Below are 24,517 nucleotides of genomic sequence, written 5' to 3' on the forward strand. Positions count from 1 at the left end.
TCAAGAGGTCAAAAAAGGGGCCCATCGAACGGGTCGCTATGGCAGGCCTTGCATGGGCCAAGACGGTCGATTTCTGACAGGCGGGCAGGAGAAGGGGCATCCGTGTATCCCCAAACCCCGTGCCCAAAGGTGTGGATAAGTCCATGAACAACTGCGCCAGGGCGCATCCTGTCTGGCTTGCGCGGTGTTGCTTAAAAAATGGGCAGTTTGTGGGCCATGCACCGAGCCTGAACCCGCACCAATTGCGGCTATTCTTGATGCTTGTCGGTTTCACTTTGTCTGTCCCTGTTTCCTCCATTGCCTGCATGACTGCTTCCGCCATTTCGCCCGGGTTCATCGCCCTGCACAGCCACCGCTCTGAGGTGCTGGCCGACACCCTCACGGCTTGGCTGCGTGCGCACCCTTTGTTGCCGCTCGAGAGCGAAGTGGTGCTGGTGCAAAGCAACGGCATGGCCGAGTGGATCAAGATCGAGCTGGCCCGGCAAGGCGGCGTGTGCGCTGCCACACGGGTCGAACTGCCCTCGCGCTTTTTGTGGCGCACTTACCGTCAGGTGCTGGGGACGCACAACGTGCCGCCCGACTCACCCCTTGACAAACTGCCCATGACTTGGCGGCTGATGGCCTTGTTGCCCGCTTGCCTGAGCGATCCAGTGTTCGAACCCGTGGCAGGTTTTTTGCGTGGTGAGGAGCCCGACCGCCTGTTGCAACTGGCCAGCCGACTGGCAGATTTGTTTGACCAGTACCAAATTTACCGCCCCGACTGGCTGCAAGACTGGGCCGCCGGTCGCAATGTGCTGCGCAAAGCCGCGGGCCATGATGCGCTGGCCTCCGACCAACTCTGGCAGGCCGAACTGTGGCGCCGTGTGCTTGGGACTTTGGATGACAGCCAACGACAGGCCACTCGGCCGGCGCTGCATGCGCGGGCGCTGGCGCACCTGCAGTCGGGTCAGCCGCTGGCCAGCCCCGTGGCGCGGCGTGTGTCCGTGTTTGGCATGAGCCACATGCCGGGGCAATTGCTGGAGATGCTGGCGGCGCTGGCCGCGCACAGCCAAGTGCTGCTGGCCGTCCCGAACCCTTGCCAGTACCACTGGGGTGACATCATTGATGGGCGCGAATGGCTGCAGGCCGAGCGGCGACGTCATGCCTACCGAGGCGAGACCTTGGCGGGTTTGCCGCTGGCGCAGATGCACCTGCACGCGCCCACGCTCTTGGCCGCTTGGGGGCGACAGGGGCGCGACTTCATCCGCCAGCTCGACGCTTTTGACGACCTGCAGGCGGCCCAGCAGGTCACGCAGTGGCCGCGCCTGGACTTTTTTGACGATGTGCCTGGCGAAGACGGCACGCGTTTGCTCGCGCAGCTGCAGCGGCGCATCCGCGACCTGGAGCCGTCGAGCGGTGGCACCCCTGTCCAACCTTTGCGAAAGGGCGACGTTTCGGTCACTTTCAGCGTGGCGCACAGCCCCGTGCGCGAACTCGAGGTGCTGCACGACCAGTTGCTGCAGTGGTTCCACGCCTCGCCCGAGTCCTTGTCGCCGCGTGACGTGGTGGTCATGGTGCCCGACATCGAGCGCATGGCCCCGGCGATCCGCGCCGTGTTTGGCCAATACAAGCGCAGCGATGCGCGTTTCATTCCCTATGACATTGCCGATTTGGGCGCGCAGGCCATCAGCCCCTTGATCCATACGGTCGAATGGTTGTTGGCGCTGCCGCAGCAACGCAGCCAAATGAGCGAACTGGTCGAGCTGCTCGAAGTGCCCGCGCTCGCGGCCCGCTTTGGCCTGAAGGACGAAAACCTGCCCACACTCACGCGCTGGATGGCGGGTTCGGGCATTCGTTGGGGCCTGTCGGCCGAACACCGTGCGGGCTTGGGGCTGGGTGTTTGCGGCAACGACAATTCGGCACTCTTTGGCGTGCAGCGCATGCTCATGGGTTATGCCTGCGGTGCCGACCCGGTGGACGATGACCTGGCATCGGGCGTGTCGCCTTACGTTGAGGTGGGCGGACTGGACGCCGAGCTGGCCGGGTCGCTGGCGCACCTGTTGCAGGCCTTGATCGACTGGTGGCAGACCTGCACCCAAAGCGTCACGCCCGCTCAGTGGGCCGAGCGTTGTCGCGCTTTGTTGGCAGCGCTGTTCAAGCCGCGCGACGACAACGACCGACATGCCCTGGCAGCGCTCGACCAGGCGCTGAACGATTGGGTGCGGGCGAGCAGCGAGGCGGGTTTTGCACAAGACGTGCCGCTGGCCGTGGCACGTTCGGCCTGGCTCGAAGCTTTGAAGGCCCCCAAACTGGAGCAGCGCTTTCGTGCAGGAGGGGTGACGTTTTGCACGCTGATGCCAATGCGGGCAATTCCCTTTCAGGCGGTTTGCCTGCTGGGCATGAACGATGGCGACTACCCGCGCCCCAGCCCGCGTGCCGACTTTGACCTGATGGGCCTGCCCGGCATGACGCGCCCCGGCGACCGCTCGCGTCGCGACGACGACCGCCAGCTCATGCTCGAAGCGCTCTTGTCGGCGCGACAGTTGTTGTACATGAGCTGGAGCGGCCGCAGCGTGCGCGACAACAGCGAACAACCGCCCTCGGTGCTGGTCTCGCAGTTGCGCGACGAGATCGACTTGCTCTGGGGCAAAAACACGGCCAAAGGCCTGACCACCGTGCACCCGCTGCAACCCTTCAGCCGCGCTTACTTTGAGTCGGGCAGTGCTTTGCAGACCTATGCCAAAGAGTGGCGGGCGGCGCAAGATGTCCAGCGTGGTGACGGGGCCAACCATGCGGGCACGCCAACTTCGGCCTGGGTGATGTTGCCCCCGCTCATGGCCGCCAACGAGCAAGCCCCGATCATCTCGCTCGCCCAACTGGCCCGCTTCCTGCGTCAACCTGTGGGTGCGTTTTTCAGAGAGCGTCTCCAGGTTCATCTGGAAGTCGAGCGCAGCGAACTGTTGGGCGAAGAACTGTTTGGCTTGGGCGGGCTGGACTTGTACAAGTTGCTGGACCACGAACTGCAGCACGTGCCTGCGGATTTGAGCCCCGAGGAACTGCCCAGCCATTCGGCACGCGTGGTCAAGCGCTTGCGTCAGGCCGGCGCCTTGCCGCTGGCGGGTGTGGGTACGCTGGAAGCCCAAAAGCTCACCCACATCCTGCAGACTCAACTGGCCGCTGCGCTGCGCGAGCGCGCGGCCTACCCTGAAGCGGCCGAGCGCGTACAGGTCGATCAGGCACACCCGCAGATGCACCCTCAAGTGAGTTTGCAAGACACTTTAGGCGGTGTGCTGGCGGGTGAGGGTGGGCAAATGCTGCTGAGTTTGCGTGCCAACACCTTGGTCAGCATTTCCAAAGCGGGCAAGGCCACAGCACAGCCAGAAAAACTCATCGACATTTGGTTGCAGTCGCTGTCCGCTGCCGCCATGGGGCATTCCCTGCGCTGTGTGGTGGTGGGCCGCAACGCCGTGGTGCGCGCACCAGCGCAAGACCCTGAAGCCGCTCATGCCCAGTTGCAGACTCTATTGGCCACTTGGGCTGAGGGCATGCGCTGGCCGCTGCCCTTGCCGCCGGTTGTGGCTTTGCAGTGGCTCAAGGACCGAGAAAACCTGAACGCGTTGGCCGATGCCTATGAAGGCAGCGACTTCAAGCGTGCCGAAAAAGACAAAGACCCGGCCTTGGCCCGCACCTACCCCAAGCTGCAGGATTTGCTGGCCTCGGACCAGCTCGAGCGCTTGGCGCAAGCGGTGTATGCACCACTCCATGACTGGGCGGCGAAGGTGCAAATCGAGGTCTTGCCCCATGCACCTGCAGACGATGAAGGGGGCTTGGCATGACGAGCGCGCACGCCCTCAACGTCCACAGCTTCCCCTTGCGCGGCAGCCACCTGATCGAGGCGAGCGCGGGTACGGGCAAGACCTGGACGATTGCCGCGCTGTATGTGCGCTTGGTGCTGGGCCATGGCGATGCGGGCACCGCACCCGTGCGCCCCATGTTGCCGCAAGACGTGCTGGTGATGACCTTCACCCGCGCTGCCACCCGTGAGCTGTCAGACCGCATCCGTGCTCGCCTGACCGAGGCAGCGCAGGTGTTCCGGGGGAGCGCCCAAACGGACGACGGTTTCCTCCATCAAATCAAGAGCGCATACCCCGAAGGTGAGCCTCGCGAACAAGCGGCGTACCGGCTGTCGTTGGCAGCACAGGCCATGGACGATGCGGCCGTTTACACCATCGACGCTTGGTGCCAGCGCATGCTGCGCGAGCACGCCTTTGACAGCGGCAGTCTGTTTGAAGAAAACCTGGTCGGCGATGAAGCCGCACTGCGCCTGCAAGCCGTACAGGATTATTGGCGTCAACAGCTCTACCCCCTGGGCACGCAAGAGGTGGAACAGGTTCAGCGCATCTGGCGCGATGTGTCCGCCCTTGACAAAGACATGCGCGCCTTGATGGCGGTGCCATTGCCCGACCCAGACCCCGGAACGCTGGCGCAGGTCATGGGCGCGTCGCTGGCCGAGCGCCAAGCGCAGCTGGCAGCGCTCAAACAGGGATGGGACGAGAAGGCCGACCACTTGCTGGGCTGGATTGAGGCGCAACTGGCGCACCACCGGTCCGCTTGGGACGGCCGCAAGTTGAGCTACAAGAATTGCGAAGCTTGGCTGGGTGTGCTCAAAGCCTGGGCGCAAAGCGCAGACGAACCCAAGGTGTTGCAAGAGGGCATGAAGACAGGCTGGGAACGCTTCACGCCTGAAGGCTTGCTGGCTTGTCGCAAACCCGGCGAAGCGCCCCTGGACTGGCCCTCCGAGTCAAAGGCCTATGCCGATTTGCAAGCCGCTTTGTTGGCCTTGCCCAAACCTGATCAAGCCGCCCGCCTGCACGCCCGTTTCCATGTGCTGCAGCGCATGGCCGAGCTCAAGCGGCGCAGCGGCCTGTTCGGTTTTGCCGACATGCTGCAGCGCCTGGATGTGGCGTTGGCCGACCCGCACACGGGTGAGCGTCTGGCGCAGCGCCTGCGGGCGCAATTTCCGGTGGCGATGATCGACGAGTTTCAGGACACCTCACCGCTGCAATTTCGCATCTTTGACCGCATCTACCGCACAGCCGAGAACCGCCAGGAGGCTGCGCTGCTGCTGATCGGTGACCCCAAACAATCGATTTACGGTTTTCGCGGGGCCGACATCCACAGTTATTTGGCAGCCCGCTTGGCCACCACAGACCGACACCACGTTCTGGGCACCAATTACCGGTCGAGCCAAGCGCTTGTCGATGTGGTCAACCGCTGGTTTGAAATCCGACCAAATCCCTTTGGCTACCAACGCGGCGATGAGGACCCGTTGCCTTTCCAACCCGTCCAAGCCCAGGGTCGCAGCGAAGTGTTCACGACCCGTGATGGTGAGGTGAAAGCCATGACCTTGGTGCATGACGCCACACTGCGCAGCCAGCGTGATGCGCTGGTGCATTTGTCGGCCTTGTGCGCCGAGCAGATCGTGGCCTGGCTGAGTGACCAGCAGGCCCGCTTTGCCGAGCCAGCCCAAGGCGACAAACCGCTGCAACCCCATGACATTGCGGTGTTGGTGCGCACAGGCAAAGAGGCCGCAGCCGTGCGCGACGCTTTGCGTGTGCGGGGCGTGGCTTCGGTCTACCTGTCGGACCGTGATTCGGTCTTTGCCAGTGACGAAGCCCGCGATTTGTGCCTGTGGCTGCGCGGCGTGGCCGAGCCGCAAGACATGCGCCGCGTGCGTGCCGCTTTGGGCACACGCACCGTGGGCCTGTCACTCACCGAACTGCACGACTTGGCCACGCAGGATGAACGGCTGGATCAGCGTGCCGAGCAGATGCGCGATCTGCGCGGGGTGTGGCAAGGGCAGGGCGTGTTGGCCATGCTGCGCCGGTCGCTGCATGTGTTGCAACTGGCCGGACGCTGGCGCGCCCAGAGCGATGGCGAACGGCGCCTGACCAATGTGCTGCATTTGGCTGAACTGCTGCAAACCGCCAGCGCCAAGTTGGAAGGCGAGCAGGCCTTGATCCGATGGCTGGCCCAGCAGATCGAGGAGGTCCAATGGACAGGTGCAGGCGACAGCGAAGATCAGACCGTGCGCTTGGAGAGCGACGAAGACCTGGTCAAGGTCATCACCATCCATGCCAGCAAAGGCCTGGAGTACCCGGTGGTGTGCCTGCCCTTTGCGCACAGCCACCGCATGATGGACGCGAACAAAACCCCCGTTCTCCAACGCGAAGACGGCGATGGCGAGCGGCCTTGGACTTTGGACTTTGACAAGGAAGACACGAAACTGGCCGATCATGACCGTCTGCGCGAAGACCTGCGCCTGTGGTATGTGGCACTCACGCGTGCGCGGCATGCGCTGTGGGTAGGCTGGAGCCCGGTCACGCGGGGTTCGGGCAAAAGCTGCGTGAACCACAACAGCGCCGCCGGCCATTTGTTGGGTGGCGGTGACGCCATGGATGAAGCGTTCTGGTTGCCCAAGCTCCAAGCCCTAGAAACCGACGCGCAAGGGCAGCGCTTGTCCGTGCAGTTGGTGACAGCGAGCGAAGACGTGCCGCTCACGGTCTGGCAGCGGCCCGCCCGCACCACCGAGCTGCGCGACGCCTTGGTCTGCACCGCCCGCATCGACAAGTCTTGGACCATTGCGAGCTTCTCTCGCCTGACGCGTGAGCTGTCTTCACAAGCCCTCGCGCCCATCCGCATGCACATGGCCGCGCCGGGTCCGGCCGATGACGAACCGCCCGAAGACGCACAGACCCTGCCCATGCCTGCAGCCTCTGCGGGTTCTTTGGCCCCGTGGCATGGTTTTGCCAAAGGCCCGACTGCCGGCAACTTCTTGCACGACCAGCTCGAGTGGTTGGCGGTCGATGGCTTTGTGCTCGACGCACCCAAGGCCGAGCGCCTTCAATACCGCTGCGAAAACGCAGGCTACAAAACCCAAGCCGATGGGGTGGTGCAGTGGCTCACCCGTGTGGTGGCGCAACCCCTGGGTGGGCCAGGCGCGCCGCTGAACGCGCTGGGCACCTGGCTGCCCGAGATGGAGTTCTGGTTGCCCGCTGAGCGGCTGCATGCCCGTGAGGTGGACGCCCTGTGCCAGCAGCACCTTCTGCCCGGCGTACGTCGCCCGCAACTGCCCGACGCGCAACTGCACGGCATGCTGATGGGCTTTGCCGATCTGGTGTTCGAGCACGAAGGCCGCTACTGGGTGCTCGACTACAAATCCAACCACCTGGGTGCCGATGACGCCGCCTACACTGCGCAGGCGCTCGATGCCGCCATGGCCCAGCACCGCTACGAGGTGCAGGCCGCGCTCTACATGCTGGCTTTGCACCGCCTGTTGCGCGCCCGACTGGGCGAGGCCTACAACCCGGCGCTGCAACTGGGTGGCGCGGTGTACCTGTTCTTGCGTGGCATTGACGGGCCTGCGGGCGGCTGTTGCACCTTGCCTGCGCCGATCGAATTGCTCGATGGCTTGGACGCCATGCTCAAAGCCGAGGTGAAAGCATGAGTTTGAAAAAGCCCTCGCGCAGGGTGTCAGTTTCTGAGGCCCAAATGGATTGGCTGAGCGACCTGCCCGCCCAAGGCCTGAGCGCCGCGCAAACGCTGCAATGGCTGCAGCTGTGGACCGAGCTGGGTCTGTTGCGCCATCTCGACAGTGCCCTTGCTGTCCAGCTGCTGCGGCTCGATGGCCAAGCCAGCCCCGCGTTGCTGGTGGCCGCGGCCTTGCTCGCACAAATGGAAGGGCGCGGCCACACCTGCCTGCCCTTGGCCGACCTGTGCGCCCCGCCTGTGGCACTGCTGGCTTGGCCCACCGTGGCGGTGGACGGGCCGCAAGGCTTGCGTGCGCTGTGGGCGCACCTGCCCGCCACACTGGCCGCATGGCGAGCTGCTTTACAAGGCCACACATCCGCAGCCTGTTTGCGCCTGAGCGATGCACCTGACCAAGGCCAACCGCTGGTGCTGGGTGGCACGGCCCAGGCCCCGCTCTTGTACCTGCGCCGCTATGCAGGCTATGAGCAGCGTGTGGGACAGGGACTTTTGCAACGTGCCAGCGAACCATTGCCTGTGTCCGAGGCCGCAGCACGCCGCTGGTTGGACCGTTTCTTTGTGCCCAGTGCCGATGCACCTGCCGACGTCGATTGGCAAAAGGTGGCCTGCGCGGTGGCGCTGCGTGCCCGCTTGACGGTGATCACCGGCGGGCCAGGTACAGGTAAAACCTACACTGCAGCACGTCTCTTGGCTTTGTTGCTGGCGCTTCACGAGGAGGGCAGCACTTTGCGGGTGGCATTGGCCGCGCCCACGGGCAAGGCGGCGGCGCGGCTCAAGCAATCCATTGACCACGCACTGAACAGTTTGCAACAGCAGGTGCCCGAGGACAGCGGTCTGGACTTGAACACGCTGATCGCCCGCATGGGCGCAGCTCGCACCTTGCACGCCCTGTTGGGTGCGCGACCCGACACGCGGCAGTTCCGCCACCACGCGGCCAAGCCACTGGATGTGGATGTGCTGATCGTGGACGAAGCCTCCATGGTGCACCTGGAAATGATGGACGCGCTTTTGCAAGCGCTGCCCCCCACCGCACGGCTGGTGCTGCTCGGCGACAAGGACCAACTGGCCTCGGTGGAAGCGGGTGCGGTATTGGGTGACCTCTGCCGAGATGCCGCTGCAGGCCACTACAGCGCGGACACGGCCCAGTTTGTGCAGACCGTGGCAGGGCAGACCTTGCCCACGCCCTGCCTTTGTGCGGGCGAGGAGCCCGTGTTGGCACAACAGACCGTGATGCTGCGTGAGAGCCGCCGATTCAAAGGGGCGATTGGCCAATTGGCCTTGGCCGTGAATCGGGGTGACGCTGGTGCCGCCCGCGCCACCCTCCTGACTTTTGCGGGAGCGCGCCCTTGCTCACAAACGCCCGCCGAAGAGGTCGCCCACTTCGAACCCAGTGCGCTGCTCGCCCTCCAGCCCTCCAGCCCCCAAGCTGTCTGCGCTTTGGCCTTGGGCACATTGGGCAGGCCTTCCTACGCCAATTACCTGCGCCTGATGCAAGAGGGGCCACCCGATCAGGCCATCGCAGGACACGCTGCTTGGGTGCGCAGCGTGCTCATGGCCTTCGACGGTTTTCGCGTGCTGTGCGCGGTGCACCAAGGCGACTGGGGGACCCAGGGGCTCAACGCCGCCGTGCAAAAAGCTTTGGCCGACAACGGTCTGCTCCAAGTCACCGGCGAATGGTTTGCTGGGCGACCCGTCATGGTCACGCGCAACGATGCGCAACTGGGCGTGTTCAACGGCGACGTGGGTGTGGTGCTGCCCAACAGTGAAGGGCAACTCAAGGTGTGGTTCCTCGATGGCGATGCGCTGCGCTCGGTGAGTGTGATGCGACTGGCGCAGGTCGAGACCGCCTTCGTGATGACGGTGCACAAGAGCCAGGGTTCGGAATTCAAGCACACCGCGTTGGTCTTGCCGCCCGGTGGTGCCGAAGTGCTCAACCGTGAGCTGGCCTACACAGGCATCACACGGGCACGCGAGCAGTTCACCTTGGTTGAGGCCGAGGCTGGCTTGCTCGAGGCGGCCATGGCGCGACCCAGCGTGCGGGCCAGTGGTCTGTCGCTATGGTGGGCGCTGCATTGATGGGGGGCGAGTCGCTGCGCGCCGAGGGTGACTTGCACCCCGGCTTGCCCCCTTTCCTAACTGGCAAACCCCTCGCAAGCGCCCGCATTGGTCTTGCCACGGCATTCACGAAAAAGCCGCTTGTCGCGCTCGGCTTGGCTCTCGCCTGTGCCCTGTTTGAGTTGCGGTTGGGGGGCTTTGGTCCGTTTCGGTTTTGCGGCTTTGGCCGGCGGGTCTGCCGCTGTGATGGCGGTGAAGTGATCGGTTGCTGCGCTGGCCAGCGGCGTGAGCAGCCCACAAAGCCCCCAACCCCAGCTGGCGAGCGCGATCATCCAATGCCCTGTGTACATGACGGTCTCCCTGGCTGTTCTTGTGCGCATCATCATAGGCAAACGCAGCACTTGTGCAAGGGGTGACAGCGGCCGCGCTGGTCTGCCCTTACGATGTGGTCATGAACCTCCAAACTGCTCCTTATATGCGCCAGGCCGTCATGGACCTGGAAGAGTCGCGCATCCGCGAAGTCGCCAACGCAGGCATGGGCCGCCCCGATGTGCTGGCTTTTTGGTTCGGTGAATCGGACGAAACCACGCCCGACATCGTGCGCCAGGCCGCCATCGATTCGATGCAGCGTGGCGAGACCTTTTATTCGCACAACCTGGGCTTGCCCGAGCTGCGCCAGGCCGTATCCGACTACATGTCGGCCTTGCACGGACCCATTGGTGTGGACCGCTTGGCCATCACCTCGGGTGGCGTGAATGCCTTGATGCTGGCAGCGCAAGCCCTGATCGATGCGGGCGACGAGGTGGTCGCTGTCACGCCCGTCTGGCCCAATCTCACGGCACAGGCGCTGGTCATGGGCGCGAATTTGAAATGTGTGTCGTTGCGCCCGGTGGGTGGTCAGTGGCAGTTGGACATGGCCGCGCTCAAAGCCGCGGTCACGCCCGCGACCCGCCTGCTCATCGTCAACTCGCCCAACAACCCCACCGGCTGGACATTGAGCCGTGCCGAGCAGGCCGAGATTCTGGCGCACTGCCGCAGCACCGGCACCTGGGTGTTGGCCGACGAGGTGTACGAGCGCTTGTACTACGAAACCGACACCGCCAATGGCTGCGCCCCGTCTTTTTTGGATGTGGCCGAGCCCGACGACCGCTTGGTCGTGGTGCACAGCTTTTCCAAGAGCTTTTTGATGACCGGCTGGCGACTGGGTTGGCTGGTCATGCCGGCCGCCATGACGCCCCACATGGGCAAACTGATCGAGTTCAACACCTCGTGTGCCTCAGTCTTCACCCAAAAGGCGGGGGTGGTGGCCTTGCAAAACACCGCCGACATCACCCCCCGCGTGGTGGCCCATCTCAAAGCCTGCCGTGACACCTTGGTGCCGTTGCTGCAAGCCGTACCCGGCGTTCAATTGGCGCCCGCCAAGGGCGGCATGTACGCGTTTTTCAAGCTCGAAGGGCACCCCGACGCGGTAGCCACCGCCAAACGGCTGGTGGCCGAGGCCGGTCTGGGCCTGGCCCCCGGTGAAGCCTTTGCCCCCGAAGCGGCGGGTTGGCTGCGCTGGTGTTTTGCCTCCCAAGACCTTGCCAGACTGGAGCAGGGCGTGGAAAGGCTCAAGGGCTGGTTGGCCCAAAATTAATTGGGATCTGACCCCAATAACAAAATTAATTGGGATCTGACCCCAATAAATGCCAATAAATGTGACCCCAATAAATGCCAATTAATGACCCCAATTAAGCCGTCGTGAATGCGGGTATCCATGCCTTTGAACAGGATGCGTGCCAACTTTTTGGGGCTCCAAAGACACGGTGTGCCCGACCGCCAACGGTGGCTGAAGGTCATCAAAGTGCCCGATTTCGGGCTATAATCCGCCTGTTTTGCGATTTGCAAAGCGCACGCCATCCGCTTTTCCGGCAGTTGGCGCAAGTCATTCACCCGCTGATATTCCTCAAGAATTCAGCGAAAACAAGGAAATACCATGATTGCATCTTCAATCAAAGCCGAGGTCGTCAAGGCCAATGCCCGTGCTGCCAATGACACGGGGTCCCCAGAAGTCCAAGTGGCTTTGTTGACAGCCCGTATCAACGAGCTGACACCTCACTTCAAAACACACGCCAAAGACCATCACGGTCGCCGTGGTCTGCTGCGCATGGTGAGCCGTCGCCGCAAGCTGCTCGACTACCTCAAGTCCCGTGATGCTGACCGTTATGTTGCGCTGATCGCCAAGCTTGGCCTGCGCAAGTAATCGTCTCTCCAGATGAAAAGCGCCTGAGTTAGTTCACTAGCTCAGGCGCTTTATTCTTTTTTTCAGTCGGAATTTGTCAGGGCGATCTCGCGCTGTGTCATTCCACAAGACTTTCAAGCCAAGGTTTTGTGGAATGGCATCGAGTTCAGAGCGTCAAATCCGGGCCCACAGTGCAGCCTCATGCGCTTTTGTTTTCAGGAGTTCTGAACATGTCTATTTTCAATAAAGTCACCAAAACATTCCAGTGGGGCCAGCACACGGTCAAGATGGAAACCGGCGAAGTGGCTCGCCAAGCTGGCGGCGCTGTGCTGCTCGACATGGAAGGCACGGTGGTGCTGGCCACCGTCGTGGGTTCCAAGATCGCCAAAGCCGGACAAGACTTCTTCCCGCTGACGGTCGATTACATCGAGAAGACTTATGCCGCCGGCAAGATCCCTGGCAGCTTCTTCAAACGCGAAGCCAAGCCCAGCGAGCACGAAACACTGACCAGCCGCCTGATCGATCGTCCGATTCGTCCTCTGTTCCCCGAAGGTTTCTACAACGACGTGCACGTGGTCATCCACACCGTGTCTTTGAACCCTGAAGTCGACGCCGACATCGCGGCAATGATCGCTGTGTCTGCCGCTTTGTCCATCTCGGGCATCCCGTTCAACGGCCCCATCGGTGCCGCCCGCGTGGGTTACATCAACGGCGAATACGTCCTGAACCCCGGCCAGACCCAGCGCAAAGACAGCGTGATGGATCTGGTGGTCGCCGGTACCGAAGCGGCTGTGCTGATGGTTGAATCCGAAGCCCTGCAATTGTCCGAAGAAATCATGTTGGGCGCCGTGGTTTATGGCCACGAGCAAAGCCAGACGGCCATCAATGCCATCCATGAGCTGGTGCGCGAAGCTGGCAAGCCGGTTTGGGATTGGCAAGCACCTGCCCGCGACACCGCTTTTGAAGCCAAGCTGGCTTCATTGGCGGAAGAGAAATTGCGTGCCGCTTACCAAATCCGCAACAAGCAAGCCCGCACGCACGCTTGCCGCGAAGCCTACGCTTCGGTCAAAGTGGCATTGGCTGAAGAGGGCGTGGCCTTCGACAGCGTCAAGCTCGACGGCCTGATGTTCGAAATCGAAGCGCGCATTGTGCGCAGCCAGATTTTGGCGGGCGAGCCCCGCATTGACGGCCGCGACACACGCACTGTCCGCCCCATCGAAATCCGCAACAGCGTGCTGCCCCGCACCCACGGCTCGGCCTTGTTCACACGTGGCGAAACCCAAGCTTTGGTCATCACCACCTTGGGCACTGAGCGTGACGCACAGCGCATCGACGCGCTGGCCGGTGAGTTCGAAGACCGCTTCATGTTCCACTACAACATGCCTCCCTTTGCCACCGGCGAAGTGGGCCGCATGGGTTCGACCAAGCGCCGCGAAATCGGCCACGGCCGTTTGGCCAAGCGTGCTTTGGCCGCTGTGCTGCCAAGCAAAGAAGAATTCCCCTACACCCTGCGTGTGGTGTCTGAGATCACCGAGTCGAACGGTTCTTCGTCCATGGCTTCGGTCTGCGGCGGTTGCTTGTCGATGATGGACGCGGGTGTGCCGATGAAAGCCCACGTGGCCGGTATCGCCATGGGCCTGATCAAGGAAGACAACCGCTTTGCGGTGTTGACCGACATCTTGGGTGACGAAGACCACCTGGGTGACATGGACTTCAAAGTGGCCGGTACCACCAACGGCATCACCGCTTTGCAGATGGACATCAAGATCCAAGGCATCACCAAAGAGATCATGCAAGTGGCTTTGGCCCAAGCCAAAGAAGCCCGCATGCACATTTTGGGCAAGATGCAAGAAGCGATGAGCGAAGCCAACACCGAAGTGTCTGATTTCGCACCCAAGCTCTTCACCATGAAGATCAACCCCGAGAAGATCCGTGACGTGATCGGCAAAGGCGGCGCCACCATCCGCGCCCTGACCGAAGAGACCGGCTGCCAGATCAACATCGAAGAAGATGGCACGATCACCATCGCAGCCACCGACGGCGAGAAGGCTGAAATCGCCAAGAAGCGGATTGAGCAGATCACGGCCGAGGTCGAAATCGGCAAGGTCTACGAAGGCCCAGTGACCAAGATCTTGGACTTCGGTGCCCTGATCAACCTGTTGCCTGGCAAAGATGGCTTGTTGCACATCAGCCAGATCGCCCACGAGCGCGTTGAGAAGGTCACCGACTACCTGAGCGAAGGTCAGATCGTCAAAGTCAAGGTCATGGAAACCGATGAAAAAGGCCGCATCAAGCTGTCGATGAAGGCTTTGTTGGACCGTCCTGCTCAGGGCTAAATCCTTGTTTCGGGTGGTCCATGATCACCTGAACCAGTGAACCCACTCACCATGAACGCCATCGAAATCCACAGCTACGGCACACCCGAAGTGCTGGTGCCCGCCAGCCGACCCGACCCTGTGGCGGGGGCAGGGGAGTTGCTCATTCGCGTCTCGGCCAGCGGCATCAACCGCCCCGATGTGCTGCAACGCTTGGGCCATTACCCTGTCCCCGCCGGTGCATCGGATATTCCGGGTCTGGAAGTCGCGGGTGTGGTGGTGTCCGGTGATGCAGCGGCCATGGCCGAAGCGGGTTTGGCTGTGGGCGACCGTGTGTGCGCCTTGGTGGCTGGCGGTGGTTATGCGCAGCTGTGCGTGGCACCTGTGGCCCAATGTTTGCCGGTGCCCAAGGGCCTGACGGACATCGAAGCCGCTTCGCTGCCGGAGACCTTCTTCACGGTGTGGAGCAATGTGTTTGACCGTGGACGTTTGCAAGCGGGTGAGACCTTGTTGATTCAAGGCGGCACCAGCGGCATCGGCGTCACAGCCATTCAAATGGCCAAGGCGGCCGGTGCGACCGTGATCGCCACGGCGGGTTCCGATGAAAAATGCCAGGCTTGCTTGGCTTTGGGTGCGGACCATGCCATCAATTACAAAACCACCGACTTCGTCGTGGAGGCCAAGCGCCTGACGCACGGCTTGGGGGTGAATGTCATTTTGGACATGGTCGCGGGCGACTATGTGGCGCGTGAAGTCGAGGCTTTGGCCGAAGATGGTCGCCTGGTCATCATCGCGGTGCAAGGCGGTCTCCAGAGTGGGTTCAATGCCGGTTTGGTCTTGCGACGCCGCTTGACCATCACAGGTTCCACTTTGCGTCCCCGCCCGGTGGCCTTCAAGGCGGCCATTGCCCAGTCTTTGCTCAAAACAGTGTGGCCTTGGATTGAATCGGGCCGCATCAAGCCGGTGATTCACCGCGTGTTCCCTGCGGCAGAGGCGGGCGGTGGTTTTCCATCGGGCGCGGCGCAAGCCCATGCTTTGATGGAGACCAACCAGCATGTGGGTAAATTGGTGGTGACTTGGTGATGACGATGAACAGCAAATTGATGGTTGGCAACTGGAAGATGAATGGCAGCTTGGCTGCCAATGCGTCTTTGTTGTCCGAGGTGTTGAGCGGCATGGGCGGTGTGACTTGCCGTTCAGCGGTGTGCGTTCCGGCAGCTTATTTGGCACCAAGCCAAAGCCTGTTGGCCGGTTCGGCTTTGGCCCTCGGCGCGCAAGATGTGTCGGCCCATGATGCTGGGGCTTATACCGGCGAGGTGTCGGCCACCATGCTGCGTGATTTTGCGGTGCGTTATGCGATTGTTGGTCACTCGGAGCGACGGCAGTACCACGGCGAATCAGATGCTGTGGTCGCCAGCAAAGTCCAGCGAGCCTTGGCTGTAGGCATCACACCCATCGTGTGTGTAGGTGAGAGCCAGTCCGAGCGCGAAGCGGGTCAGACCGAGGCGGTGGTCAAGCGCCAGTTGGCGGCGGTGATCCATGCCAACGGCCACTGCGTCAGCGAAATTGTGCTGGCTTACGAGCCCGTCTGGGCCATCGGTACAGGCTTGACCGCCACACCCGAGCAAGCCCAGGCTGTGCACGCAGTGTTGCGAGTCCAGTTGCAAGCGGCTACGGCTCACGCCGATCGTGTGTCGATTTTGTACGGCGGCAGCATGAATGCCGCCAATGCCGCGTCTTTGTTGGCGCTGCCTGATGTGGATGGGGGCCTGATTGGGGGCGCATCGCTCAAGGCGCCCGAATTTTTAGCCATGTTGAAAGCCGCTTCGCGCTGAGCTTTCAACCCTTTTCATATTGACGGAGTATTCAGATGAGCGTGATGTTGACTTTGATCCTGGTTGTGCAAATGTTGTCAGCCTTGGCCATGATTGGCCTGATCCTGATTCAGCACGGCAAAGGTGCTGACATGGGTGCAGCCTTTGGCAGTGGTGGTTCGGGCAGCTTGTTTGGTGCGACAGGGGGGGCTAACTTCTTGTCACGCACCACCGCCGTGTTGGCTGCGGTATTTTTTGTGTGCACTTTGCTGCTGGCTTATTTCAGCAACGCACGTCCCACGGCGCCTTCTGGCAGTGTGCTCGAGGGTGCTGCCGTGACTGCACCCGTGGCGCCCAGTGCGCCAGTGGACAGCAGCACCGCTGCGCAAATCCCTGGCAACACACCCACGGCCAAGCCCGACAACAGCGTGCCACCTGCACCGGTCAAGTAAGCTGCCATTCAGCTTTGTTGCTCTGCACAAATTTCCCGTTTTCCGAAAGGAAATGGAAGGTTTTTCAGAGTAAAATCCGTGATTGTCCAGAGAGCTAAATGCCCCGTTCGAGGTACCTCTCGCAATCCGGACAAATGTATCCAGCCGTCGTGGTGAAATTGGTAGACACGCTATCTTGAGGGGGTAGTGGCGAAAGCTGTGCGAGTTCGAGTCTCGCCGACGGCACCAGATAAACAGAAAAGTCCCAGCCGCAAGGCTTGGGCTATTCATTCGGTGATACCGCCAGTCTCAAAATGAACCTCGCTCAGTACCTCCCCATCCTCTTGTTCATTTTGGTCGGCATAGCTGTCGGCATCATTCCTCAGGTTTTAGGCTACATCCTTGGCCCCAACAAACCTGATGCGGAAAAAAACTCCCCCTACGAATGCGGCTTCGAAGCTTTCGAAGACGCACGAATGAAGTTTGATGTGCGTTACTACTTGGTCGCCATCTTGTTCATCTTGTTCGACCTGGAAATCGCTTTCCTGTTCCCTTGGGCCATTGCGCTGAAGGAAGTGGGCATGGCCGGTTTTGTGGCCGTGGTGATCTTTCTGGCCATTTTGGTCGTCGGTTTTGTCTACGAGTGGAAAAAAGGCGCCCTGGATTGGGAGTGACCGTTCGCACTGACAACAACATTGAGCCTGCTTGAGGATAAAAAATGATTGAAGGCGTGATGAAAGAGGGCTTCATCACCACGAGTTACGACTCGGTGGTGAACTGGGCCAAAACCGGCTCGCTCTGGCCCATGACCTTTGGTCTGGCTTGCTGCGCTGTCGAGATGATGCACTCGGCCACAGCCCGATACGACTTGGCCCGCTTTGGCGCCGAGGTGTTCCGCGCAAGCCCACGACAAGCCGATTTGATGATTGTGGCCGGCACCTTGTGTAACAAGATGGCACCCGCTTTGCGCAAGGTGTATGACCAGATGTCTGAGCCCCGTTGGGTGATTTCCATGGGGTCTTGCGCCAATGGCGGCGGTTACTACCACTACAGCTACTCGGTGGTGCGTGGTTGCGACCGCATTGTGCCGGTCGATGTGTATGTGCCAGGTTGCCCACCTACCGCCGAAGCGCTGATCTACGGCATCATCCAGTTGCAGCAAAAAATTCGCCGCACCCACACCATTGCGCGGGCATGAAGGACATGACGATGACTGCTTTCGCCATTCGCCCTGAAGACCTGCAAGACACCTTGGCCGCGGCTTTGGGTGATCGGGTTCAACACATTGCCATCGCTTTGGGTGAGGTGACCGTGCATGTGAACGCAGCCCATTACGTGAGCGTGATGCAAACCTTGCGTGACGCGCCGGGCTGCCAGTTTGAACAATTGATCGATTTGGCGGGTGTGGACTACGCCACTTACCGCGACGTGGGCACCGATGGCCCTCGGTTTGGTGTGACGGTCCACCTGTTGTCAGTCACTTTGAACCAGCGCGTGCGTGTGAAAGTGCTGTGTCCCGATGATGAGTTGCCTTTGGTGGCATCGGTCAACGACTTGTGGAATTCGGCCAACTGGTACGAGCGTGAAGCCTTTGACTTGTTCGGCATCGTTTTCGAAGGGCACAACGACCTGCGCCGAATCCTGACCGATTACGGCTTCATTGGCCATCCGTTCCGCAAAGACTTCCCTTTGTCAGGTCATGTCGAGATGCGTTACGACGCCGAACGCAAGCGCGTGATTTACGAGCCCGTGAGCATTGAGCCACGCGAAATCACGCCCCGCATCATCCGCGAAGACAACTACGGAGGCCTGAACTGATATGGCCGAAATCAAGAATTACACGCTGAACTTCGGTCCACAGCACCCGGCTGCGCACGGTGTGTTGCGTTTGGTACTGGAGCTCGATGGTGAGGTTGTGCAACGTGCTGACCCGCACATTGGTCTGCTGCACCGCGCCACTGAGAAACTGGCGGAGAGCAAAACATACATTCAGTCCTTGCCCTACATGGACCGACTGGATTATGTGTCGATGATGTGCAACGAGCATGCTTACTGCTTGGCCATCGAGAAGATGCTGGGTCTGGAAGTGCCCATGCGCGCCCAATACATCCGCGTGATGTTCTCGGAAATCACCCGGATCTTGAACCACCTGATGTGGCTCGGCTCTCACGGCAACGATTGCGGCAGCTCCACCATTTTGATCTACACCTTCCGTGAACGCGAAGACCTGTTTGACATGTACGAGGCTGTGTCTGGCGCACGCATGCATGCGGCCTACTTCCGACCCGGCGGGGTTTACCGCGATTTGCCCGACAGCATGCCGCAGTACAAGGTCAGCAAGATCAAGAACGCCAAGGCCATTGAACAGCTCAACAGCAACCGCAATGGCGCCTTGCTGGACTTCATTGACGACTTCACGCAGCGCTTCCCCAAGTGCGTGGACGAATACGAAACGCTGCTCACCGATAACCGCATCTGGAAGCAGCGGACTGTTGGCATCGGTGTGGTGTCGCCCGAGCGTGCCCTGAATCTGGGCATGACCGGTCCGATGCTGCGCGGCTCTGGCTTTGCTTGGGACTTGCGTAAAAAACAGCCCTATGACGCCTATGACCAGGTCGAATTCGATGTGCCGGTGGGCAAAACAGGGGACAGCTACGACCGCTATTTGGTTCGCATGGCTGAGATGCGCGAGTCGAACCGCATCATCCAGCAATGCGTGACTTGGTTGCGTGCCAACCCTGGTCCCGTCATCACCGACAACCACAAAGTGGCGCCGCCTTCTCGCGAAGGCATGAAGTCCAATATGGAAGACTTGATTCACCACTTCAAGCTCTTCACCGAAGGCTTTCGCGTGCCCGAAGGCGAAGCCTATGCAGCCGTCGAACACCCCAAAGGTGAGTTCGGCATTTACATGGTCAGTGACGGTGCCAACAAACCGTACCGCCTGAAAATTCGTGCCCCGGGCTTTGCCCATTTGGCCACCCTCGATGAAATGGCCCGAGGCCATATGTTGGCCGATGCGGTCGCGATCATCGGGACCATGGACATCGTTTTTGGAGAGATTGACCGATGATCTCTGAGTCAACCAAAGCACGCTTTGCGCGTGAAGTCGCCAAGTTCCCTGCAGATCAAAAACAGTCGGCCGTCATGGCTTGTCTGTCGATCGTGCAGCAAGAACAAGGCTGGGTCAGTCCCGACAGTGAACAAGTCGTGGCCGAAGTGTTGGGCATGCCGGTGATGGCCGTGCATGAAGTCACCACTTTCTACAACATGTACAACCAAAAGCCGGTCGGCAAGTTCAAGTTGAACGTTTGCACCAACCTGCCTTGCCAGTTGCGTGGCGGCCAAAAGGCGCTGGAACATCTGGAACAAAAATTGGGCGTGAATGTGGGTGGAACCACCGCTGACGGCCTCTTCACCTTGCAGCCCAGTGAGTGCCAAGGCGCTTGCGCCGATGCGCCGGTACTCTTGGTGAACGACCGCCACATGTGCAGTTTCATGAGTCATGAAAAACTCGACCAACTCGTTGACAGCCTGAAGAAAGCCGAGGCCGCCTGATGAACGTCGAACAAATTCTGAGCCAATTCCAGGCGACAGGCGTGGAAACTTGCTTCCATGACCGCCACATCCATCCGCAAATTTATGCGGGTCTGAATGGCCGCAACTGGGGCATCAAAGACTACGAAGCACGCGGAGGCTACGCCGCTTTGCGCAAAATTCTGGGCAAAGATGGCAGCGCACCGAACGCCGAAACCGGCGTAGCGGGCATGACCCAAGACCAGGTGATTGCCACCGTCAAAGAGTCCGGCCTGCGTGGTCGAGGCGGTGCGGGTTTCCCGACGGGCCTCAAGTGGAGCTTCATGCCCCGCCAGTTTCCGGGTCAAAAGTACTTGGTTTGCAACTCGGACGAAGGCGAGCCGGGCACCTGCAAAGACCGCGACATCATGGAGTACAACCCCCACACCGTGATCGAGGGCATGATCATCGCGGCGTATGCCATGGGCATCAGCGTGGGTTACAACTACATCCACGGCGAAATTTTCCACACCTACGAGCGCTTCGAGGCGGCCCTCGAAGAGGCCCGTGCATCAGGCTACCTGGGCAACAACATTCTGGGCAGCACCTTCAGCTTCCAGCTGCATGCCTCGCACGGTTTTGGCGCTTACATCTGCGGTGAAGAAACCGCCTTGCTCGAATCGCTGGAGGGCAAAAAAGGCCAGCCCCGTTTCAAGCCACCGTTTCCGGCCAGCTTTGGCCTGTATGGCAAACCCACCACCATCAACAACACCGAAACATTCGCTGCAGTGCCGTGGATCATCCGCAATGGGGGTCAGGCTTACCTCGAATGCGGCAAACCCAACAACGGCGGCACCAAAATCTTCTCGGTCAGTGGTGACGTGGAACGTCCTGGCAACTACGAAGTGCCCATGGGCACACCGTTTGCCAAGTTGCTCGAATTGGCCGGTGGTGTGCGCGGTGGCCGCCAACTCAAGGCCGTGATCCCTGGCGGATCTTCCTCGCCCGTGATTCCGGCCGATTTGATGATGAAGCTCACCATGGACTACGACAGCATCGCCAAAGAAGGCGGTTCGATGTTGGGTTCGGGTGCGGTGATCGTCATGGACGAGACGCGTTGCATGGTCAAGGCCTTGGCGCGGCTGTCTTACTTTTATTCACACGAATCCTGTGGCCAATGCACGCCTTGCCGTGAAGGCACAGGTTGGTTGTGGCGCATGGTCGACCGCATTGAACACGGCCAAGGCCGTGCCAGCGACATCGACATGCTCGACAGCGTGGCCGGCAACATCATGGGCCGCACGATTTGCGCTTTGGGTGATGCCGCGGCCATGCCGGTGCGCGGCATGCTCAAGCATTTCCGTCACGAATTTGTACACCTCATCGAGCACAAGACCTCCATGGTCAGCGCCGATGCAACAGCGGTGAAGACCCATGGTTGAAATAGAACTCGACGGTCAGAAAGTGGAAGTTGCCGAAGGCAGCATGGTGATGCATGCCGCCGAAAAGGCGGGCACCTACATCCCCCATTTCTGTTACCACAAGAAACTCTCCATCGCAGCCAATTGCCGCATGTGCTTGGTCGAGGTCGAAAAAGCCCCCAAGCCCATGCCCGCTTGCGCCACGCCGGTGACGCAGGGCATGATCGTGCGCACCAAGAGCGACCGGGCCATCGCGGCACAGAAGTCGGTCATGGAGTTTTTGCTGATCAACCACCCGCTCGATTGCCCCATCTGCGACCAAGGCGGTGAGTGCCAGTTGCAAGACTTGGCCGTGGGATACGGCGGCACCACTTCGCGTTACGAAGAAGAAAAACGTGTCGTCTTCCACAAAGAAGTGGGACCACTCATCTCCATGGAAGAGATGAGCCGCTGCATCCACTGCACACGCTGCGTTCGCTTTGGTCAAGAAGTGGCTGGCGCCATGGAGCTGGGCATGTCCCATCGCGGCGAACATGCCGAGATCGAAACCTTCCTGGGCCAGACCATTGACTCCGAGTTGTCGGGCAACATGATCGACATCTGCCCCGTGGGCGCCCTGACCAGCAAGCCGTTCCGTTACCACGCCCGCACTTGGGAGTTGTCGCGCCGCAAATCCATCGCTGCGCACGATTCATCCGGCGCCAACCTGATTGTGCAGGTCAAGAACAACCAGGTCATGCGCGTGGTGCCCCTGGAAAACGAAGACGTGAACGAATGCTGGATCGCTGACCGCGACCGTTTTTCGTACGAGGCCCTGAATGGCGCTGACCGCTTGACCCAGCCGATGCTCAAGCAGGGCGGCGAGTGGAAAACAGTCGACTGGCAGACCGCCCTCGAATACGTGGCCAACGGCCTGCGCAACATCCAGCGCGATCACGGTGCCAACAGCATCGGCGCTTTGGTCAGCCCCCACAGCACCGTGGAAGAGTTGTATTTGGCCGGCGCTTTGGTGCGAGGCCTGGGTTCGGACAACATTGACCACCGACTGCGCCACGCTGAATTTGGCACCGCTGAAGGCGTGCGCACCTTGGGCACTTCCATTGCGTCCTTGAGCACATTGCAACGGGTTTTGGTCGTAGGTTCGAACCTGCGCAAAGACCACCCGCTGTTTGCCTTGCGCGTGCGCCACGCTGTGCGCCATGGCGCTCAGCTCAACGTCATCACAACACCAGCAGCTTTCAGCCACGCCGACGCTTGGGCCATGCCTGTGGCGCAGGCCGCCCTGTCCGACGCTTCGGGCTGGGCGCAAGCTTTGGCCGATGTGGCCGCTGCCATCGCCGCTGAGAAGGGTGCCACTGCGCCCGCCGCTGGTCACGTCACACCACAAGCGCAAGCCATCGCCAAGTCCTTGATGGGCGGCGAGCGCAAAGCTGTGTTGCTGGGCAACGCCGCAGCGCACGCTGCGAATGCGTCCAGTCTCTTGGCCTTGGTCAACTGGATCGGCGAACAAACGGGTGCGAGTGTCGGTTACCTGACCGAGGCGGCCAACACCGTGGGCGCCCAGTGGGTGGGTGCTCAACCTCAGACCGGTGGCAAGCACGCAGGTCAAATGTTGGCAGGTGGTCTCAAAGCCGCGATCTTGCTCAATACCGAACCTGAGCTGGACAGTGCTGCAGGTGCTGCCGCTGCCCAAACATTGGGCCAGGCCGACATGGTCGTGACACTCAGTCCGTTCAAAGCCAACATGGCTTTCAGCGATGTGTTGCTGCCCATCGCACCTTTCACCGAAACATCGGGCAGCTTTGTCAACGCAGAAGGCCGTCTGCAAAGCTTCCATGCCGTGGTCAAGCCTTTGGCTGAAACCCGGCCTGCTTGGAAAGTGCTGCGCGTGTTGGCCAATTTGCTCGAGATCCCAGGCGTGGCATTTGAGACTTCGCAAGACGTTTTGGCCCGTGCCACGGCCAAGCCCATGATCGCTTCCAGCGCGACGCGTGCTGCGATCTCTGTGACCGCCACGACAACCGCACCCGTGAGCGCTTCGATTTACCAGCTCGATGGCATCGTGCGCCGTGCGCCTTCCTTGCAGCTGACCGCAGACGCCCGCCAGGAGGTGACCCCATGATTGACGCGCTCTACAACGGCGGTTTGAACCTGGTGGCCGCCAGCTGGTGGTCCACCTTGGTGTGGCCTGTGCTTTGGATTTTGCTCAAAATTGTGGCCATCTTGGCGCCGCTGATGGGTGCTGTGGCTTACTTGACACTTTGGGAACGAAAGCTCCTGGGTTTCATGCAGGTGCGTCACGGTCCCAACCGCGTCGGCCCCATGGGCTTGTTGCAACCGATTGCCGATGCGCTCAAGCTCCTGACCAAAGAGTTGATCAACCCGTCTGCCGCCAGCTTGGGTTTGTTCCGTTTGGGCCCCATCATGGCCATCATGCCGGCATTGGCCGCCTGGGTGGTGATTCCCTTCGGCCCCGAAGTGGCGCTCACCAACATCAATGCAGGATTGATGCTGGTGATGGCCATCACCTCCATTGAGGTGTACGGCGTGATCATTGCGGGCTGGGCATCCAACTCCAAATATGCCTTTTTGGGCGCTCTTCGGGCATCGGCCCAGATGGTGAGTTACGAAATCGCCATGGGCTTTTGCTTCTTGGTGGTCTTGATGGTTTCGGGCAGCATGAACTTGACCGAGATCGTCTTGGCCCAAGGTCGTGGCACGGGCGCCCACATGGGCTTGGGCATCTTGTCTTGGAACTGGTTGCCACTGTTACCGATTTTCATTGTCTACCTGATCTCTGGCGTCGCCGAGACCAATCGCCACCCGTTTGACGTGGTCGAAGGCGAAGCTGAGATCGTGGCGGGTCACATGGTCGAGTACTCGGGCATGGGCTTTGCCATCTTCTTCTTGGCCGAATACGCCAGCATGTGGCTGGTGTCCATTCTGGCCGTGATCATGTTCTTGGGCGGCTGGTTGTCGCCGATTGACAGCGCTTTGTTCAACATGGTGCCGGGCTGGATTTGGCTGGGCCTCAAAACATTCTTGGTGGTGTCCATGTTCATCTGGATTCGCGCCACATTCCCGCGCTTCCGTTATGACCAGATCATGCGTCTGGGCTGGAAGATTTTCATCCCGGTCACGCTCGTGTGGCTGCTGGTGGTGGGCGTCTGGCTCCACTCTCCTTGGAACATCTGGAAATAAGCGGGGCACGACATGA

The 24,517-nt window shown here is 60.8% G+C and carries 18 protein-coding genes and 1 tRNA gene; 18 read left to right on the forward strand and 1 reads right to left on the reverse strand.

Annotated features, from left to right (window positions below; genetic code table 11):
* Positions 1–305: 305 nt before the first annotated feature.
* The 3 genes from recC to recD are packed head-to-tail and all read left to right on the forward strand — an operon-like array spanning position 306 to position 9,603.
* Positions 306–3,815 (forward strand): exodeoxyribonuclease V subunit gamma, encoded by a 3,510-nt coding sequence (gene recC / locus ACHEXK_RS04770; RefSeq protein WP_416548223.1) that lies wholly within the window; start codon positions 306–308, stop codon positions 3,813–3,815.
* Entirely contained in the window at positions 3,812–7,486 is a 3,675-nt protein-coding gene (recB, locus tag ACHEXK_RS04775) for an exodeoxyribonuclease V subunit beta (RefSeq protein WP_416548224.1), read from the forward strand. The genes recC and recB overlap by 4 nt, the downstream gene beginning before the upstream one ends.
* Positions 7,483–9,603, forward strand: a complete 2,121-nt coding sequence (recD, locus tag ACHEXK_RS04780) for an exodeoxyribonuclease V subunit alpha (protein ID WP_416548225.1) — start codon at positions 7,483–7,485, stop codon at positions 9,601–9,603. The genes recB and recD overlap by 4 nt, the downstream gene beginning before the upstream one ends.
* A 56-nt stretch (positions 9,604–9,659) precedes the next feature.
* Here recD and ACHEXK_RS04785 read toward each other — a convergent pair whose 3' ends face one another.
* Positions 9,660–9,932 (reverse strand): hypothetical protein, encoded by a 273-nt coding sequence (locus tag ACHEXK_RS04785; protein WP_416548226.1) that lies wholly within the window; start codon positions 9,930–9,932, stop codon positions 9,660–9,662.
* 101 nt (positions 9,933–10,033) lie between these two features.
* On the opposite strand from ACHEXK_RS04785, the gene ACHEXK_RS04790 reads away from it, so the two are divergent.
* The 15 genes from ACHEXK_RS04790 to nuoH all read left to right on the forward strand — a co-directional run bounded on the left by ACHEXK_RS04790 (position 10,034) and on the right by nuoH (position 24,501).
* The gene (locus ACHEXK_RS04790; RefSeq protein ID WP_416548227.1) at positions 10,034–11,218 is read left to right on the forward strand and encodes a pyridoxal phosphate-dependent aminotransferase; all 1,185 of its coding nucleotides are present in this window, start codon (positions 10,034–10,036) and stop codon (positions 11,216–11,218) included.
* Positions 11,219–11,557: 339 nt separating this feature from the next.
* Complete coding sequence (gene rpsO, locus ACHEXK_RS04795) at positions 11,558–11,824, forward strand: 30S ribosomal protein S15 (protein WP_019428565.1); 267 nt, start codon at positions 11,558–11,560, stop codon at positions 11,822–11,824.
* 209 nt (positions 11,825–12,033) lie between these two features.
* Positions 12,034–14,139, forward strand: coding sequence for a polyribonucleotide nucleotidyltransferase (gene pnp / locus ACHEXK_RS04800; RefSeq protein ID WP_416548228.1), 2,106 nt, complete (start codon positions 12,034–12,036; stop codon positions 14,137–14,139).
* A 51-nt stretch (positions 14,140–14,190) separates the two neighbouring features.
* Positions 14,191–15,201 (forward strand): NAD(P)H-quinone oxidoreductase, encoded by a 1,011-nt coding sequence (locus ACHEXK_RS04805; RefSeq protein WP_416548229.1) that lies wholly within the window; start codon positions 14,191–14,193, stop codon positions 15,199–15,201.
* Complete coding sequence (gene tpiA / locus ACHEXK_RS04810) at positions 15,201–15,953, forward strand: triose-phosphate isomerase (RefSeq protein WP_416548230.1); 753 nt, start codon at positions 15,201–15,203, stop codon at positions 15,951–15,953. The genes ACHEXK_RS04805 and tpiA overlap by 1 nt, the downstream gene beginning before the upstream one ends.
* A gap of 35 nt (positions 15,954–15,988) precedes the next feature.
* Entirely contained in the window at positions 15,989–16,384 is a 396-nt protein-coding gene (secG, locus tag ACHEXK_RS04815) for a preprotein translocase subunit SecG (protein ID WP_416548231.1), read from the forward strand.
* Positions 16,385–16,527: 143 nt separating this feature from the next.
* Positions 16,528–16,612 (forward strand) — tRNA-Leu (locus tag ACHEXK_RS04820).
* Positions 16,613–16,677: 65 nt separating this feature from the next.
* The gene (locus ACHEXK_RS04825) at positions 16,678–17,037 is read left to right on the forward strand and encodes an NADH-quinone oxidoreductase subunit A (RefSeq protein WP_100171611.1); all 360 of its coding nucleotides are present in this window, start codon (positions 16,678–16,680) and stop codon (positions 17,035–17,037) included.
* Positions 17,038–17,081: 44 nt separating this feature from the next.
* Entirely contained in the window at positions 17,082–17,561 is a 480-nt protein-coding gene (locus ACHEXK_RS04830; protein WP_019428571.1) for a NuoB/complex I 20 kDa subunit family protein, read from the forward strand.
* A gap of 11 nt (positions 17,562–17,572) precedes the next feature.
* Positions 17,573–18,181 carry an NADH-quinone oxidoreductase subunit C gene (locus ACHEXK_RS04835; RefSeq protein WP_416548232.1) on the forward strand — a complete coding sequence of 203 codons (609 nt, stop codon included), beginning with the start codon at positions 17,573–17,575 and terminating at the stop codon, positions 18,179–18,181.
* A gap of 1 nt (position 18,182) precedes the next feature.
* Positions 18,183–19,436, forward strand: a complete 1,254-nt coding sequence (locus tag ACHEXK_RS04840; RefSeq protein WP_416548233.1) for an NADH-quinone oxidoreductase subunit D — start codon at positions 18,183–18,185, stop codon at positions 19,434–19,436.
* The gene (gene nuoE, locus ACHEXK_RS04845; protein ID WP_416548234.1) at positions 19,433–19,921 is read left to right on the forward strand and encodes an NADH-quinone oxidoreductase subunit NuoE; all 489 of its coding nucleotides are present in this window, start codon (positions 19,433–19,435) and stop codon (positions 19,919–19,921) included. The genes ACHEXK_RS04840 and nuoE overlap by 4 nt, the downstream gene beginning before the upstream one ends.
* Positions 19,921–21,321, forward strand: coding sequence for an NADH-quinone oxidoreductase subunit NuoF (gene nuoF, locus ACHEXK_RS04850; RefSeq protein ID WP_416548235.1), 1,401 nt, complete (start codon positions 19,921–19,923; stop codon positions 21,319–21,321). Before nuoE ends, nuoF begins: the two co-directional genes overlap by 1 nt.
* On the forward strand, positions 21,314–23,422 hold the full coding sequence (gene nuoG / locus ACHEXK_RS04855; RefSeq protein WP_416548236.1) for an NADH-quinone oxidoreductase subunit NuoG: 2,109 nt from the start codon (positions 21,314–21,316) through the stop codon (positions 23,420–23,422). Before nuoF ends, nuoG begins: the two co-directional genes overlap by 8 nt.
* Complete coding sequence (gene nuoH, locus ACHEXK_RS04860; RefSeq protein WP_416548237.1) at positions 23,419–24,501, forward strand: NADH-quinone oxidoreductase subunit NuoH; 1,083 nt, start codon at positions 23,419–23,421, stop codon at positions 24,499–24,501. The genes nuoG and nuoH overlap by 4 nt, the downstream gene beginning before the upstream one ends.
* The last annotated feature ends 16 nt before the right edge of the window (positions 24,502–24,517 follow it).

The organism is Limnohabitans sp. DCL3, assembly GCF_048019295.1.
Taxonomy (GTDB): domain Bacteria; phylum Pseudomonadota; class Gammaproteobacteria; order Burkholderiales; family Burkholderiaceae_C; genus Limnohabitans_A.